Genomic DNA, 15,268 nt, shown 5'->3' with positions numbered 1-15,268 from the left:
TTGAATGGAGCCAGCCTTGCTGAAAGCCTGAAACCAAGGTCCGCCTCTTGCGGCTGACAGGCACCGGGCCCTAGACTCGGGTGCCACATTCTCCGCGCGCGACGCGTCGGATGAGTGATGTCAACGAGGAGGAATTGATGGGTTACATCCTTGTCTTGTTGATTGTGATCTACCTCATCAGTGCGTTTCGCATCCTGAAGCAGTACGAACGGGGCGTGGTTTTCTTCCTCGGCCGATTCGAAGGCGTGCGTGGTCCCGGCCTGACACTGATCTTCTTTCCTGTGCAGCAGATGACGCGAGTATCGCTGCGCACCGTCACCATGCAGATCCCGTCGCAGAAGATCATCACCCGCGACAACGTCTCGATCGATATCGCCGCAGTCGCCTATTATCACATCACCAATCCCGAGCGGGCAGTGATCGCGATCGAGAACGTCTACAACGCGATCAGCCAGATCAGCCAGACCACCGTGCGCAATGTGGTCGGTCGTTTCAGCCTTGACCAGCTGCTCGCCTCTACCGCGAGCATCAACGAGCAGATCAAGAACGTGATCGACCGCCATACCGAGCCGTGGGGTGCGCAGGTGACGGCGGTCGAGATCAAGGACATCATGCTGCCGGAAAACATGCAGCGCGCGATGGCGCGCGAAGCGGAAGCCGAGCGCGAGCGCCGCGCCAAGATCGTCGCCGCCGAAGGCGAATACCAGGCCGCGGTGCGGCTGGGCGAGGCCGCCGACATCATCACGGCGCACCCGGTCGCGCTTCAGCTGCGCACGCTGCAAACCATGGCGGAGATCTCGATCGAGAAGAACTCGACCATCATCTTCCCGGCGCAGTTCATGACCACGGTGCAGGAGGCGCTCGCGATGCTGAAACAGGATTCGGCGAGCAAGTAGGGGAGGGACCAAGAACGTCTTTGCCTGCATGACGCAAGCTTAATCTAGCTTGCAGATTTGTAATGGGCTCGCGTCCGAACGACGCGCCCGAACGTCCCCACAAACCGTTAGAGGAGAGTGGAGACGTGCGATGAAGATGCTGTCCTGGTCGCGTTATCACACCCGCCCGTGGCTGTCGGCCTGTGTCGTGCGGCGGCGCGATCTGGCAAAGCCGCGCGCGGGGCGTTGGTATCGCCGCATGATGAGGCGGCTTCGCCGGAAAATTGAGAAACTGAAGCGTCTTTGGCTAGACTAATTGGCGGAAAGCGCTTTCACTCTGGCTTTTCTGACGCGCCGGTTTCATGCATCGATTTCACAAAACTCTGCCGGTCTGGGTTCGCGCCGTTCTGCTGGCCGGTCTGCTCGGCCTTGTCGGCGGCGCCGGCCTGATCGCATATCGTTTCTACGAGCGGCCGAGGACGCTGACGGTCGCGGTGGGCTCGTTTGACGGCGAAGCGCGGCGGGAGGCCACGTTGATCGCGGGGCATCTCGCCACGTCGAACGCGCCGATCCGGCTCAAAATCGAAAATGTTGGCAGCGTGCTCGATGCCGCCAAGGCGTTTGCTTCGGGCAAGGCCGATCTCGCCGTGGTGCGCGCCGATGTCGGTGACCTCTCGCAGGCGCGCGCCGTCGCCGTGATGGCGCAAGGCGTGGTCATGATCGTGGCGCCGCCGGGATCGAACATCACGTCCATCGCGAAACTCCGCGATCACACCGTCGGCGTGGTCGGCGGCGAGATCAATCATGGCGTCGTGGAGGCGCTGAAGAAGGAATACGATTTTACGCAGGCGCACGTGACCTTCAAGGACATTTCGCCGTTCGAGGCCAGGCAGGCCGTGCAGACCAAACAGGTGGCGGCGCTGATCGTGGTGACGCCGCTCACCGACAAATATCTGTCGCTGATCAAGGGACTGTTTCGCGAGGGCGCAAACGCCTCGCCCGTTCTGATCCCGATCGATTCCGCCGGCGCGATCGCTGACGCCAAGGGACCCTATGAGAGCTTCGACATCCCGAAGGGCACGCTGCGCGGCGCGCCGGCCGTGCCCGAGGATGACGTCACCACGCTGCGGGTGCAGTATCTCCTCGTCGCCAACCGTCATCTGAACCAGCAACTGGTCGGCGAACTTGCCAAGCGCGTGATGTCCGCGCGGCGCGATCTCGCCTCCGAACAGCCGCTGGTCACAGGCATCGCGACGCCGACGCTGGACGCAGACGCCTATATCGCCGTGCATCCCGGCGCTGCCGCATACTACAATGGCACCGAGGAAAGCTTCATGGACCGGTGGAGCAACGCCATCTATCTCACGCCGATGGCGCTCGGCGCGCTGGCGTCGATATTTGCGGCTGCGTGGCGTTTTCTCGGCATCCGCGGCAAGGCCCCTGCGCAGGGAACGCTGGAGTTGCTGTTCGCATTGCGCGAGCGCATCCGCGACGCCGCGGATGAGGCCGCCTTGCGCAAGATCGAGGACGAGATCGAGGCGACGCTGCGCGCGCAGCTCGCGAACTCGGATGACGAGCAGGGCGGATCGGAGCGGCTCGCCGCGATCGGCCTCGCGCAGCGGCTCGACAATCTCGTTCATCACAAGCGGGTGGAGCTTACTTCCGTCATTGCGAGCGGAGCGAAGCAATCCAGTTAGAAAAAGATGGATTGCTTCGGCGCTTTCGCGCCTCGCAATGACGACGGTTGGGCCGCTACTTGCTCATCGCCGGTCTCCCCCAAACCCACACCAGCACGAGTGCGACAATCGCGACTATGGACAACAGCGCCCAGGCCTCGTTGACCGACATCGCGAATGCCGCGCGCTCGACCATCGGGCGCACATAGGCTTCGATCGTCGCCTGCGTGACGTCGGGCGGCGGATGCAGAAAGAGCTGCACATCGAGTCCGATCGCCTGCGCCGCGCTCACATCGCCCGCGATCAGCCGGTCGCGCAGCGCCTCGCCATGGCCGACGGTGCGGCCGTAAAGAATTGTATCAATGACCGCGATGCCGATTGCCCCGCCAAGGTTGCGCATCAGGTTGAACAGCCCGCTCGCATCAGGCACTTGCGCTGATGTCAGCGCGCCGAGTGCGAGTTGTGTTGGCGGCAACAGGCAGAACATGATGGCGATGCCGCGCAGAACCTGCGGCAAAAACATCTCGTCGAAATCGGCGGTCCGGCTCTGGAATGCGCTCAGGCCCAGTCCGATCGCAAACAATGCAAAGCCAAAGGCCGAGAGTTTGCGCGGATCGAGCCGGCTTTGGAGATAGCCGGCAACCGGTGCGGCGATGAGTTGCGCCACGCCCGTCACCAGCATGATAGTGCCGATCTCGAACGCGTCATGACGGCGGACATAGGCCAAAAACACCGGCATCAGATAGACCGAGCCAAACAGGCCGACGCCGAGACAGAAGCTTAAGCCGCAGCCGACAGCAAAGGCCCGCGCGCGTAGCGTGGTGAGTTCGACGACGGGATGGCTTGCCTTGACGGTTCGCGCCACGAAGACAAGACCGCAGACGAAGCTCGCCACGAAAAGCGCAAGCGGCCGCAGGCTCAGCCAGCCGTCTTGCGGCGCCTGTTTGAGGCCGATCTCGAGCGTGGCGAGCGCAACCGCCATCAACAGCAGAGAGAGGCGATCGAGAACCTTGAACTCCGCGAGATTGACATTGTCCTGCGGCAACAAGAACGGCGTCGCGACAGCCGCACATAGTCCCGGCGCGACATTGATCAGAAACAGCCAATGCCACGACCAGGTGTCGGTGATCCAGCCGCCGACAACAGGGCCGACCGTCGGCGCTAGCACCGCGACGATGCCGGCAAGCGTGGTTGCTGCAGGGTGAAGGCGCAACGGGAACAGCAGGAACACAGCCGAGAACACCGCGGGGATCAGCGCTCCGCCGGCGAAGCCCTGGACGATGCGAAAGACGATCAGACTGGCGAAATGATCGCTCGCCGCGCAGCCGATCGAGGCGAGCGTAAAGAGCGAGATCGCGGCTGTGAACAGCCAGCGCAGCGAGAGCAGCCGCGTCAGCCAACCGGTCAAGGGGATCGCCGTGATCTCGGCGATCAGGTAGGCCGTCTGGATCCAGCTCATGGCATCGCGCGAGATGCCGAGCGCCTCCTGGATGGCGGGCAGGGACGTCGCGACCACCTGGATGTCGAGGATCGCCATGAACATGCCGAGGCACATCAGGATGAAGCCGAGCCATCTCTTCAGGCCTGCATCCGCCGGCAGCTCGATGGCATCGCGCGCCAGTGCAGCCTCGGTGATAGTGTCTTCACTCATGACGTTGCTTGCGCGAGACTTGCAGCGCGCGGTCCTCGGCGCGAATCCGGATGAAGATCACGACGGCATTGAGCGCCGTGAACAGGACAGCGATTTCCGGCAGGTGCAGCACCAACGGCAGCACGGTGATCTCGCCGCACACGACACCATAATTGGGATGGCGGAAATAGCGGTAGGGGCCGTCCGTCACCAACGGCGCATTCGGCAGCACGATGATGCGTGTGGTCCAGCGCGGACCGAGCGTTGCCATCACCCAGGCGCGCAAGGCCTGAAGCACGAGGTAGGCTGCGATCGCGGCGGGCATGATCGGCTTGTCATGGCCAAAGCCCCAGAGCGCGGCGAGCCATGAAGCGTGCACGGCGACCATGAGCGGATAGTGGCCGGGCGCGACTTCAATGGCGCCTCGCGCCTTCAGCCGCTCCGTGTTGTGGCGGGAGAGAATGAGTTCGGCGCCGCGCTGCGCCGTCACCAAAGCGAGGATGACTTCGGCCGGGCTCACGCCGCGCGCCGCAGCGAGACGCAGCTCGCGGTAAAGCCCGGGCCGAGCGCGGTGAGCAGCGAGCGCTGCGGCAGGCCCTTTGCCAGATAGCGTTCGAGGATGAACAGCACCGTCGGCGCCGACATGTTGCCGTAATCGGCGATGACCGCGCGCTCGTGCTCCAGCGTGCCTTGATGCAGCGACAGCGCGGTCTCGATCGCATCGATCACCTTGGCGCCGCCGGGGTGACAGATGAACCTGCCGTAGTCTTCCATGTTGCGGTCCATGCGCGCGAGGATCTGCGTCAATGCAGGTTTAAGTTCGGCCGTCACGAATTCCGGCACGGTGCGGCGCAGGATCACGCCGAAGCCCAAGGGGTCGACATTCCATCCCATCACGTCGAGCGTATCGGGCCACAGATGCTCGCCGGCCGCCTCGATCAGCGTGTCGCCGCCGTCACCCGCGCGCAGCACGATCGCGGCGGCGCCATCGCCGAACAGGCTGGTGGCGATGATGTTGGCCTTGGTGAGTTCGTCGAGCCGCAGCGCCAGCGAGCACAGCTCGATCGTCACCATCAGGACGTTGCTGCCCGGCCGCGCTTGCGCCAGGCGGGAGGCGATGGACAGACCCGAGGCGCCGCCGGCGCAGCCGAGACCGAACACCGGCACCCGCGAGATGTCGGAGCGAAATCCCATCCGCGTCGCGACGCGCGCATCGAGGCTTGGCGTCGCAATGCCGGTCGAGCACACCGTGACCACGGTGTCGACGTCGGTAGCGTTAAGGTTGGCGTCGGCCAGCGCCTTGTTCGCCACTTCGATGAACAGGGCTTCCGCGCCCTCGAAGAAGGCCGCCGTGCGCTCCGGCCAGCCGCGCTGCGTCAGGTACCAGTCGAACGGCTTGACGCCGTGACGCTTGATGATTCCGGTGTTGGCGAAAATGCCGGCGAAGCGGTCGTAGTCGGGAAAGCGGCTGCCGAAAACGTCCCAGGCGGCGCTCAAAATATCCTTTTGCAGGAAGGTGTGGGGAGGGACCGAGGTCGCAAGTGAGAGCAGCGCGGCCTTTGGGCCCACCTTGGGCATTACCATGGACATGAACAGATCTTCCGTGTCGATTTCCATCATTGAACAGGAACAGCGGCCGGCGGGTTTTATTTCAGAGGATTGCGCTGGAAGCGTCACTTAAAAGTGGTTTGTCTTGAAGCTGCCTTGAGGTTTTTGTTGGGACTTTTCTTGAAGTCTTTCTCGAAGCTGTCCCGCTCGAAGATGTCGTGGGAGTGTTTTGCAGCGCCCGGCGGCTTGCGCGGACAAGACGCGCGCGCGTGCATGGCTTCAAGCTTGAAATGGCTCCACGCTTCAAACGGCTTCAACCTTCGCATGGCTTCAACCTTCAAATGGCTGCACGCTTCAAGCAGGGCTGCGACGCGAAGCCGTCTTGATGCTAAGAACATGTCCTGTCGCGTTGCTGATTGTTGCAGGAAGAGTCGCATCGGAGGCCAATGCGCCGGCGGGAAAAAGCGGCAATCTTGCGGCCATGAGCTCCGCCTTTTGTTGAAGAGGTTCTATTGTCGGAGCGATGCTCCGACCGGCCTTGACCAGCCTTGAGCAGTCTTGCCGGGGCGGTTGTTCCTTGGCATACTTTCCACCGGGACGAGGGGTTCGACTTGCACGCCTCGCCTCACCCGACCCCGCGAGAAAGCGCGAGATGAAAAACAGCACATCTGCTTCGGAAGTCAGCGCCACGCTCGGTTATCCCTCGACCGAGACCGTGCAGGGCTTGCGGCTGTTCAAGGCCTTCATCAAGCTCTCGCCGGCGCAGCGCTCCGAGGTGCTGGCCTGGATCGAGCATCTGGCCACAGATCCCACCCCATGTCCCGGCGGCACGAAGGGCCGCTTCACGCCGCGCTGAGGCTAGCGTGGCGGTCAGAAGTCCGCACCGCTGGTGCCGCGGGTTCTTCGTGCGGACTTCTGAACCAAAGCCACACTAGTGAAGCGACTCTGACGTTCCTTTCAGTTTCGCAGCGTCATCTTCAAAGGAACGTCAGGGTCAAAGCTTCACTAGAATCATATATTTGCTAGTGTCCCTTTGGTCCTGACATTCGCAAACGAACCCGCTGCGACATGATACGAATGTCAGAACCGGGACACTCGAATCATGAGTTTGCTGGTGTCCTTTCGATTCCGAAGTTCGAAACGTGGCTCCGAAAAAGGCGACGAACTTCGGAATCGGGACACTAGCGGCCTGCGAGTTCTTGCCTCTATCGCCCTTGCTGACATTCGCCTCAGCGCCTGAACTGTGCTAATTCCGCAAGGCCCAGGCTCAAGCAAAGTAGAGGGATGGTGGCGATGTCCGAACCGAAACTGGAAGTGCCGGCTGAATTGCGCGATCTGGCCGAAAAGACCATCGACCAGGCCGAACAGGCGTTCAGCATGTTTTTCGATGCCGCCAACAAATCGGTCTCCTCGATCTCGACGCCCGGCACGGAAATATCGAAACAGGCGCTCGCCTTCACCCAGCAGAACATGAAGGCCGCGTTCGAACACGCGCGCAAACTCGTGCACGCCACCGACCTGCAAGAGGCCATGCAAATCCAGTCGGAATTCCTGCGCAGCCAGTTCACCAATGCCGGCGATCATATGCGCCAGATCACCGGCGATGTGATGTCGGCAGCGCAGAACTCGATGAAGAAGAAGTTCTAGCCGCTCGAGCCGTTCGAAGAACGGCGTCGCTTCCGCTAGCCTGTGGCGCGGGCATCGACGACTTAAAGTCGCGGGAAAGCAAAGACGTGGATGGCCGGAACCCGTCCGGCCATGACAGCGTCCGTTAGGACGCGAATTTCGCGCGCCGAAAAATCCGGCCATGACTTTTCAGGCCGTGAAATTGCCGCGCAAATTTCGAAAAACGGCGCCTGAAGGTTCAAATCGCCTTCAGGAAGCTCTCATGCGCCGCGCAGCCGTTGCAGCGATAGGTGAGCAGATTGAGCTTTCCGTCGCGTGGCTCAATCAAAACCAGCTTCATCCTGTCGTTGCACTTGATGCAGCGCATCTCGGTCGTGGTCTGAAAGCTCGTACAGGTAGGCGTCGGTCGTGGAAGGTCCAGCACTCGCTTTTCCTTTCGCGGCTGATTTTTCCTTTCCGTTTTTCAACGGGGTAGCACCGACTCACGCAACGTAACTGCACGTCATCATTGTGTACCATTCCTGACACAATGAAAAGGAGCAGGTATCAACCTACTTTTCGGGCAGGTCGAGGTTCAGGTTCCGTCGAGGGAACCGCGAGGTTGATGACTTCACCTCTCCAGGCAAGCGCCGAGACGTCGCATCGCGGCAGCGACAGCTTCTCATCCTCGCGAGCTTGTTCCTCGCGAAGCACTCTCGCAGGTTAATGCGGAGTCCCGAGCCGGGCATTATGAAGTGATGTGGACAGCTCCGAGCGCTACATCGAACAGGCCGAGTTCTTTCGGATGATCGCGGAGACCACGCGCGATCCCGGCGCGCGCGCCTGCCTCGAATATGTGGGCCGGAGCTATGAGGTGCTGGCCAGAAGCCAAAAGCAACTGGAGCAATTGGAAAGGGCGGCGCAACACGTGCGCCAGCTTTATCGCCCCCTGCCAGGTCTCGGTTCGCAATCGCTCCCCCCCCCCACGCGGGCGAGAAGAAGTGAACCGACCCATCAATGATCGCCGTCGATTGACGTCTATGGATACGGCGCGGGTCCCATCTTGGCGATCAGCGGGTTATCGGTCGCAACCGGCGAGAGGTCGCTGCTTGCGGTTTGCCCCAGGAACTTGTCGAGCGTCGCCTGGATGTGCTCTTTCGCTTCGTCGGGGCCGCGGTCGCTGAGCCAGGTGTGCTGGTACGGCGTCTTGACGATGTCGATGCCGTCGACCTTGGCTTCCGCCGGCGTCGGCAGCACGCCGGGATCGGTCTTGAAGTTAGGATCGGTCGAGCGGAAGGACAGGATCTTCATGTGCTTGTTGAGCACGAAGGGAACGCGCAGATTGTCGAGCGTGACGACCTTTGACACGACGTCGGGGTGTTCCGTCGCGAAGTACATCGCGATATCGCCGCCATTGGAATGGCCGACCAGCGTCAGGTGATCGTAGTTGGCGTTCGGCTGGAGCTTCTCCAACTCGCCGACGACGAAGAGGATGTTGGCCTCGCCCTTCTTGTAGACGTCGAGCCGGCCAACGTAAGGCAGGCCCACCTTCGTGACCAGCGGCGGATCGCTCGGATTGTCCTGCTGGACGCTCGCCACCAGATAGCCGCGCGCAGCCAGCACGTTTTCCAGGAATGAGTATTCGGTATTCTTCACCGTGTTGCCGTTGGAGATGATGGCGACCGGCAGCTTCCAGATGCCCTCATTGGCCTTTCGCTCATAGTCGCGGCGCACCGCAAGATCGACCGCGACCTGCCGCTGCCGCGTCGTGTCGAACAGGTTGAGCGTCTCATGGCGAATGGCCCACTTGCTGGCGGCCACGTAAAGGCCGCCCGACAGCAGGCAAATGCAGGCCAGGACTGTGAGGGCCCGTTTCATCGTTTCCAACCCGATGTTTTGTTTCTCACAATATGGTGTGTCAACGCGGCAAAGCCGCGCCGGGAACAGCGCCAGGGAGAATTAAATTTCCGAAACCTGCGACTTTTTGCCATGCAACCCTGCCTCAGCCGGCTTTCCTTGGGCTGTCATCCCCTCCAGGTTCCCATTTGTCGCAGGGGCGGGAGCGTTGGTTTTAGGATTCTTGCGGGCGCCTCGGGTCACCTCTCCCCGGCGGGGAGAGGTCGGATCGCTCCTGGCGATGCGTCAGCATCGTCCGGTGCGATCCGGGTGAGGGGGCGCTGCCCTCACGAGAGACCGTAACCACTCACCCCAGCCCTCTCCCAATGGGAGAGGGCGCACACCTCCATCGCGGTTCGAGTGCTACCCGCTCCCGCCGTGCTACGGCAACGCGGCGCCGGCCTTTTGCTTGATCATCGCGACCACGGCATCGATCGCGGCCGAGATCGCACCGCGCCGGTAGGCCCAGCGCGGGTCGTCGGTGGGCGGGGCTGATATCACCATGGTGGCATTGGCCTCGAACAGCAGAAGATCGCCGTCCGCGTTCAGGCCGAAATCGATGCCGGCATAGTCGAGGGAAAGCCGCGCCAGAACAGCATGCAGCGCGGCCATGGCCTTGTCACCGAGCACGCCTGGCATGTCCTTCAGGAACGCCATTTCCTCTTTGCGATGATCCGGCTCGTCGGCCATGTCGGAGGTGAAATAGTGCACCTTCCAGTTTCGCGAGATCGCGAGGTGCAGCGGGAAGAGCTTTCCGCCGATCATCATCACGCGGTATTTGCGGGCGTTGCCGTCCTTTCCCCGCGCGTCGAGATATTCGATTGCCAGCAATTCCTCGCCCGGCAGCTCGCTCACTGCGGCCGAAAGATCGGCGGCGTTTTCCACCAAAACGAAATTGCGGCCCGTGTGATAGCCGGGAGAGCGCAACAAAAGCGGGAAGATGAAGCCGTGCCCGGTGAGCCAGGCGAGGCCGGCGGTGTCGTTGAGGCGCGATCGCGGCACGGACAGCACTTTCGGCGTGATCACGCCGGGCAGGTTCGCAAGTTCGGTGGCGTTGGCGAGGCGTCCGGTTCTCATCACCGCAGCGGGTTCGTTGATCACGGTGACCGTTGCTTTTTCGGTAAGGCGTTGAGCTGCGGCAAGCGCCACCTGACACAAATCTGCGTCGCCGATCGTATTGAAGATCAGCGCGTGCGGCGGCAACTCGGTCGCGGGATCGAGATGGTCCGCGACGACCACCGTGGTCAGGAACACGCGCTCGTCGAGAAACGGCGCGGTCGGAATATTGCCGCCACCGGATGACACAAGTTGCAACAGCGGGATCGGCGGACCGCTGCCGCGATAGGGCAGCGTCGAGACCGCGTGTCCGCGAAAGCCGCGTCTGAAATGCTCGCGCGCACCGTCGCGATCGCCTTCGTCCGATTTGACCGCGCCCAGGCCTTGATGGGCGGCGGCGTGATCGGGATCGGCCTTCAGCGCTGCCTCGTAATGTGCGCGCGCCTCGGCATGGCGGTTGGCGCGGAGCAGGAGGTTGCCAAGGTTGACGCGCGCCATCGGATGATCCGGATGGTGCAGGATCGCCTCGGCATAGACGCGGCAGGCGGCGTCGATCGCGCCCTGGCCTGCGAGCCAGGTACCGAACTCGTTGAGCGCGCTGAAATGCGTCGGATGGCGCTGCAGGATGGCAATGAAGGCCGCCTGCGCTTCCGCTTTGCGGTCGAGCGCCCCCAGCAGCGCCGCGCGCTCGATCTCGCACAACAGCCGCGCCTCGTTATCGCCAGATTGTTCAAGCTGTGCGTCGAGTTCGGCGAGCCGTGCTTCCTGCGCGCGGCGCGGGCGCCAGCCCTCATCCGCCGTCATTTGTCGAAGGTCACGCCGATGCGTTTTTCCTTGCGCCAGACCACGCGGCAGTGCCGCTGTTCCCCGTCGGCCACAAGCACGAACTCGGCCGGGATGCCAACCGGGCTTTGCACGTCGAGCGCGGCCCCCGTTTCGGAAAGGTTGCGTACCGTGCAATCGATCGCGCCGCCGCCGAACTGAATGCTGGCTCCCTTGAGCACCCGGTGCCGGGGTGCGATCCGGTGTTCGTCGTCCATTGTTCTTGCCTGGTCGTGACGATGCTAACGGCGAATTTTCCGCCTGATCCGCAAAATGATCAAGGTTGCCGGATACCCTTTTAGCCCTGTTTTCCACGCCTCAAACGGTGGGAAGCGTCCTTTGGCGTGCCTTCGGTTCCGTCAATTTACGAGAATATCAGAATCGGACGCCCGCGGTTAAGCTCATGGTGTTTCGCGATGTTGCCAGCATTCACAAATGCGAATCGGACCACTCGTAGAGGATGACCGGCCATGATTGATCGCGAATCCCCGAAAGAAATCGCCATCCTCGGCGCGCCGATCGAAATCGGCGCATCGCAGATGGGCACGCTGATGGGGCCGGATGCGCTGCGGACCGCGGGCCTTCTGACCCTGCTCGAAAGCCTCGATTTTGCGGTCGCGGACTACGGCAATCTGAGCGTCAACGGCGTTGCGCCGCTCAACGACATCCCGCCCGACAACGCAAAACACTACCGCGAAATCCAGCGCTGGATCGGCGCCATCAGCGCGCGCGCCTATGAGATGTCGCGCACCGGCGCCATTCCGATCTTTCTCGGCGGCGATCATTCGCTGACCATGGGCTCGGTCAACGGCGTGGCGCGGCATTGCCGCGAGACGGGCCGCGAATTGTTCGTGATGTGGCTCGACGCGCATGCCGATTACAATACGCCGGCGACGACCATCACCGGCAACATGCACGGCATGTCGGCGGCATTTCTCTGCGGCGAGGAAGGGCTCGATGGTCTTCTGGGCGATGAGCCGCGCGCGCCGATCGATTCCAGCCACCTGGAATTGTTCGGCACCCGCTCGATCGACAAGGCGGAAAAGGAGCTCGTCAAGCTGCGCCGCATCTCAGTCGCCGACATGCGCAAGATCGACGAGTTCGGCGTCAGCGTGCTGATCCGGCGCGTCATCGAGAAGGTGAAGGCCGTGAACGGCGTGCTGCATTTGAGCTTCGACGTCGACTTTCTCGATCCTGACGTCGCTCCGGGCGTCGGCACCACGGTGCCGGGCGGGGCGACCTATCGCGAGGCGCATCTGATCATGGAGCTCCTGCACGATTCCGGCATCGTGCATTCGCTCGACATCGTCGAGCTCAATCCGTTCCTCGACGAACGCGGCCGCACTGCGCGCAGCGTGGTCGAACTGATCGGCAGCCTGTTCGGCCAGCAGATCACCGATCGGCTGACGCCGACCAACGCGATCTAGATGCCGCTGAACGGGTCCCGCCGCCCGCGGCGCAGCACGGCCCGCTGGAAAAAACGACCTTTCAGGCCGACTTATCATAGTTTAATGCGCGCCTTTGCCCCGCTGCATAATGATGGCGCAAAGTAGTTTTGCGTATGAGGGAGGCCATTATGACAGGAGCGGTGTTTCAGCCTGAACTGATCGAATTGATGAAGTCCGTGCTTGATGACGCGGTTGCGATGCTCCCGGAAGCAAAGCGAACATCGACCGTCAAAGCCGACATCGCCTCTAACATTTTAGCCAGTGCAGCGAGGGGGGAGCGCGACCCGGTGGTGCTGAGGTCAGCCGCACTGTCCGCCGTTGTGGACTGCAGCCGCTATTCCCACGACCTGTCGCAACATCGGCGAGCGGTTTAAGACAATAGTCGTGGGAGGTCACGAGGTCTCGCGGCCCTCGCGGGCCGGAACGGGAACTTCACTCAACCTGGCTGTTTTGGACATGCAGAACGATCTCTTGCACCGCGCGGACCGGGCCATCGCCGAGAGCGAGAGGCTGCTCGATCAGCTTGACGACGCATTGAGAAAAGCCAGGCAACTGAACGACTGGCATCACGAGCTGCAGCAGCTTCGGACCGACCAAAGATCCCCGTTTATCAATGAGATGAACACGCGTCCGTGACCTCGCTTCTTAAGGTGAAAAGCCCGGCGGAATTTGATAGACTGGTTCCATCATCGGCCAAAGCCGTGCCCTGCGGGCGTCGGTGACTGAGAGACCGGTTGCGCTCCCGCTCGCAGAGCCAGGGGAGCACCGGTATGTGGTGGCCAGGTGTCCGCATTTTCCGTCTTTCATCTCGCGACAAACAGCTGGACGCCCGGCATCTGGCGTCGGGAAAGGCCGCCATTGCGCTTGGCCGCAAGGTGCTCACGGATAATCCTCGGCCCAATGTTCCCGCAATCGGACAGCACGAGAGCAAAAACCCGCCGCGCCAGAAGCCTCCGCTTGAGCCCCGGCTTGAGTCTCGCGAGCGCAATCAGATGCGAATGGCCGCCGACAGAAAAACCAAGGCGCGTGAGCGGCGATCGATCGAGCTGCAACATCTATCCCTTGCCGATGAACATCTCGCAAAAGCCGAGCGTGTGGTCAGGGAGCAGGGGGCCATCATCAGGGGCCTGCGTGACGACGGCCATGACACAAAGCTCGCCGAGGACACCATGAGGGTGTTCGAGGCCAATCTTCAGGTCATGCGCGAGCATCGCGAACTGATCGTCAGAGCCATCGAGGAAGCCGGCTGAACGGAACGTCATGCGTCAACACGCATTACGTTGATGTCGGGCATTTTGCCTGCGGAACACTATCCAAAAGGGGGAGCGGGGACATCGCAGTCCGAGAGGCTCTGCAGATGCCACAGAATGTCACCCAGAAGTTGGTCTCGGCTCATCTCGTGCACGGCAGGATGCGTGCGACCGAGCCGATCTCGATCCGCATCGATCAGACGCTGACGCAGGATGCGACCGGCACGCTCGTGATGCTGGCGCTGGAGTCGATGGGCCTCGATCGCGCGCGTACTGAACTGAGCGCGCAATATGTCGATCACAATCTCCTGGAAACCGACCACCTGAACGCCGACGATCATCTGTTCCTTGAGAGCGCGTGCCGCCGGTTCGGCTTGTGGTATTCGCGCTCCGGCAACGGCATCAGCCATGTCGTGCATATGCAGCACTTCGGCAAGCCCGGCAAATCCCTGCTGGGCTCCGACAGTCACACGCCGGCGGCGGGTGCGATGGGAATGCTGGCGATCGGAGCCGGCGGTCTTGACGTCGCGCTCGCCATCAGCGGCGAGCCGTTTCCGACCGCGATGCCTGCGGTCCTCGGTGTCGAACTCACCGGCGAATTGCCGCCCTGGGTGAGCGCCAAGGACGTCATCCTCGAGATGTTGCGGCGTCGCGGCGTCACCGGCGGCGTCGGCAAGGTGGTCGAATATTTCGGACCCGGGCTGGAGGCGCTGTCCGCAATGGACCGGCACGTCATCGCCAACATGGGAGCCGAGCTCGGCGCAACCACCACGGTGTTTCCGTCCGACGGCAAGACGCGCCGCTTTCTGGAGGCGTGCGGTCGCCCAAATGACTGGCAGGAAATCGTTGCCGACAAGGCATGCAGCTATGACGAGGACGACAAGATCGACTTGTCGAAGCTGGAGCCGCTGATCGCGACGCCATCGAGTCCCGGCAATGTCGTCAAGGTGAGCGAAGTTGCGGGCGAACCGATCTACCAGGCCTATATCGGATCATCCGCGAATCCAGGCTGGCGCGACTTTGCCGTCGCCGCGGAGATCGTTCGCGGCAGCCACGTGCCCCCCGATGTGTCGTTCGACATCAATCCGACGTCGCGCGATACGCTTGAGGCGCTGATCGTCGATGGCCGGCTCGGAGCATTGCTCGCAGCCGGCGCGCGGATCCATCAGACCGGCTGCAATGGCTGCATCGGAATGGGCCAGGCGCCCGCGATGGGGCGCAACTCGCTGCGCACCACGCCGCGCAACTTTCCCGGCCGGTCGGGCACCGAGGAAGATTCCGTCTTTCTCTGCTCGCCGGAAACTGCGGCAGCATCCGCGCTCGCCGGGCGCATCACCGATCCACGAACGTTGCAGAAGGCTCGCCCGGAATTGCACGATCCGGTCCGGCCGGCGATGAACGCGAAGCTCCTTGAAGCCCCGCTCGCCGTCGAACAGGCGCGAGGTGTCCAGCTTGTCAAAGG

General features: G+C 62.3%; 19 protein-coding genes. 11 read left to right on the top strand and 8 right to left on the bottom strand.

Annotation, left to right across the window (positions count from 1 at the left end; translation table 11 throughout):
- The first annotated feature begins 110 nt into the window (after positions 1-110).
- From VFB05_RS16555 to VFB05_RS16545, 3 genes are all read left to right on the top strand, one after another.
- Positions 111-896, top strand: coding sequence for an SPFH domain-containing protein (locus VFB05_RS16555; RefSeq protein ID WP_325013819.1), 786 nt, complete (start codon positions 111-113; stop codon positions 894-896).
- 130 nt (positions 897-1,026) lie between these two features.
- Complete coding sequence (locus tag VFB05_RS16550; RefSeq protein WP_325013817.1) at positions 1,027-1,191, top strand: hypothetical protein; 165 nt, start codon at positions 1,027-1,029, stop codon at positions 1,189-1,191.
- A gap of 46 nt (positions 1,192-1,237) precedes the next feature.
- A complete protein-coding gene (locus VFB05_RS16545) occupies positions 1,238-2,572 on the top strand; it encodes a TAXI family TRAP transporter solute-binding subunit (RefSeq protein WP_325013815.1) in 1,335 nt (444 codons plus the stop codon).
- Positions 2,573-2,627: 55 nt separating this feature from the next.
- Here VFB05_RS16545 and VFB05_RS16540 read toward each other — a convergent pair whose 3' ends face one another.
- From VFB05_RS16540 to VFB05_RS16525, 4 genes are all read right to left on the bottom strand, one after another.
- A complete protein-coding gene (locus VFB05_RS16540) occupies positions 2,628-4,106 on the bottom strand; it encodes a DHA2 family efflux MFS transporter permease subunit (protein WP_325013824.1) in 1,479 nt (492 codons plus the stop codon).
- Between the two features lie 88 nt (positions 4,107-4,194).
- Complete coding sequence (locus tag VFB05_RS16535; protein ID WP_325013813.1) at positions 4,195-4,701, bottom strand: isoprenylcysteine carboxyl methyltransferase family protein; 507 nt, start codon at positions 4,699-4,701, stop codon at positions 4,195-4,197.
- Entirely contained in the window at positions 4,698-5,750 is a 1,053-nt protein-coding gene (locus VFB05_RS16530) for a type III polyketide synthase (RefSeq protein WP_325013822.1), read from the bottom strand. Before VFB05_RS16530 ends, VFB05_RS16535 begins: the two co-directional genes overlap by 4 nt.
- 104 nt (positions 5,751-5,854) lie before the next feature.
- Positions 5,855-6,127: a hypothetical protein gene (locus VFB05_RS16525; protein ID WP_325013811.1), complete on the bottom strand. Its 273-nt coding sequence runs from the start codon at positions 6,125-6,127 to the stop codon at positions 5,855-5,857.
- A gap of 254 nt (positions 6,128-6,381) precedes the next feature.
- On the opposite strand from VFB05_RS16525, the gene VFB05_RS16520 reads away from it, so the two are divergent.
- A complete protein-coding gene (locus VFB05_RS16520; RefSeq protein WP_325013810.1) occupies positions 6,382-6,585 on the top strand; it encodes a hypothetical protein in 204 nt (67 codons plus the stop codon).
- A gap of 437 nt (positions 6,586-7,022) precedes the next feature.
- Positions 7,023-7,376: a phasin gene (locus VFB05_RS16515; protein WP_325013809.1), complete on the top strand. Its 354-nt coding sequence runs from the start codon at positions 7,023-7,025 to the stop codon at positions 7,374-7,376.
- Between the two features lie 217 nt (positions 7,377-7,593).
- Here VFB05_RS16515 and VFB05_RS16510 read toward each other — a convergent pair whose 3' ends face one another.
- Positions 7,594-7,779 (bottom strand): hypothetical protein, encoded by a 186-nt coding sequence (locus tag VFB05_RS16510; RefSeq protein WP_325013808.1) that lies wholly within the window; start codon positions 7,777-7,779, stop codon positions 7,594-7,596.
- Between the two features lie 315 nt (positions 7,780-8,094).
- Between VFB05_RS16510 and VFB05_RS16505 the strand changes: the two genes are divergently transcribed.
- A complete protein-coding gene (locus VFB05_RS16505; protein WP_325013807.1) occupies positions 8,095-8,355 on the top strand; it encodes a hypothetical protein in 261 nt (86 codons plus the stop codon).
- 17 nt (positions 8,356-8,372) lie between these two features.
- Here the strand turns inward: VFB05_RS16505 and VFB05_RS16500 are convergent, their stop codons facing one another.
- The 3 genes from VFB05_RS16500 to VFB05_RS16490 form a co-directional block, all read right to left on the bottom strand.
- Entirely contained in the window at positions 8,373-9,212 is an 840-nt protein-coding gene (locus tag VFB05_RS16500; RefSeq protein ID WP_325013806.1) for an alpha/beta fold hydrolase, read from the bottom strand.
- A 399-nt stretch (positions 9,213-9,611) separates the two neighbouring features.
- Positions 9,612-11,090, bottom strand: coding sequence for a tetratricopeptide repeat protein (locus tag VFB05_RS16495; protein ID WP_325013805.1), 1,479 nt, complete (start codon positions 11,088-11,090; stop codon positions 9,612-9,614).
- The gene (locus VFB05_RS16490) at positions 11,087-11,326 is read right to left on the bottom strand and encodes a PilZ domain-containing protein (protein ID WP_325013804.1); all 240 of its coding nucleotides are present in this window, start codon (positions 11,324-11,326) and stop codon (positions 11,087-11,089) included. Before VFB05_RS16490 ends, VFB05_RS16495 begins: the two co-directional genes overlap by 4 nt.
- Before the next feature lie 252 nt (positions 11,327-11,578).
- Between VFB05_RS16490 and rocF the strand changes: the two genes are divergently transcribed.
- From rocF to VFB05_RS16465, 5 genes are all read left to right on the top strand, one after another.
- On the top strand, positions 11,579-12,535 hold the full coding sequence (rocF, locus tag VFB05_RS16485) for an arginase (protein ID WP_325013803.1): 957 nt from the start codon (positions 11,579-11,581) through the stop codon (positions 12,533-12,535).
- A gap of 149 nt (positions 12,536-12,684) precedes the next feature.
- The gene (locus VFB05_RS16480) at positions 12,685-12,930 is read left to right on the top strand and encodes a hypothetical protein (protein WP_325013802.1); all 246 of its coding nucleotides are present in this window, start codon (positions 12,685-12,687) and stop codon (positions 12,928-12,930) included.
- A gap of 82 nt (positions 12,931-13,012) precedes the next feature.
- On the top strand, positions 13,013-13,192 hold the full coding sequence (locus VFB05_RS16475; protein WP_325013801.1) for a hypothetical protein: 180 nt from the start codon (positions 13,013-13,015) through the stop codon (positions 13,190-13,192).
- Positions 13,193-13,554: 362 nt separating this feature from the next.
- Entirely contained in the window at positions 13,555-13,806 is a 252-nt protein-coding gene (locus VFB05_RS16470; protein ID WP_325013800.1) for a hypothetical protein, read from the top strand.
- Positions 13,807-13,913: 107 nt separating this feature from the next.
- The coding region (locus VFB05_RS16465) for an aconitate hydratase (protein ID WP_325013799.1) at positions 13,914-15,268 on the top strand (1,355 nt) is incomplete at its 3' end.

The organism is Bradyrhizobium sp. (genome assembly GCF_035652035.1).
Taxonomy (GTDB): Bacteria; Pseudomonadota; Alphaproteobacteria; order Rhizobiales; family Xanthobacteraceae; genus Bradyrhizobium.
This window is presented reverse-complemented; position numbering and strand designations above follow the sequence as displayed.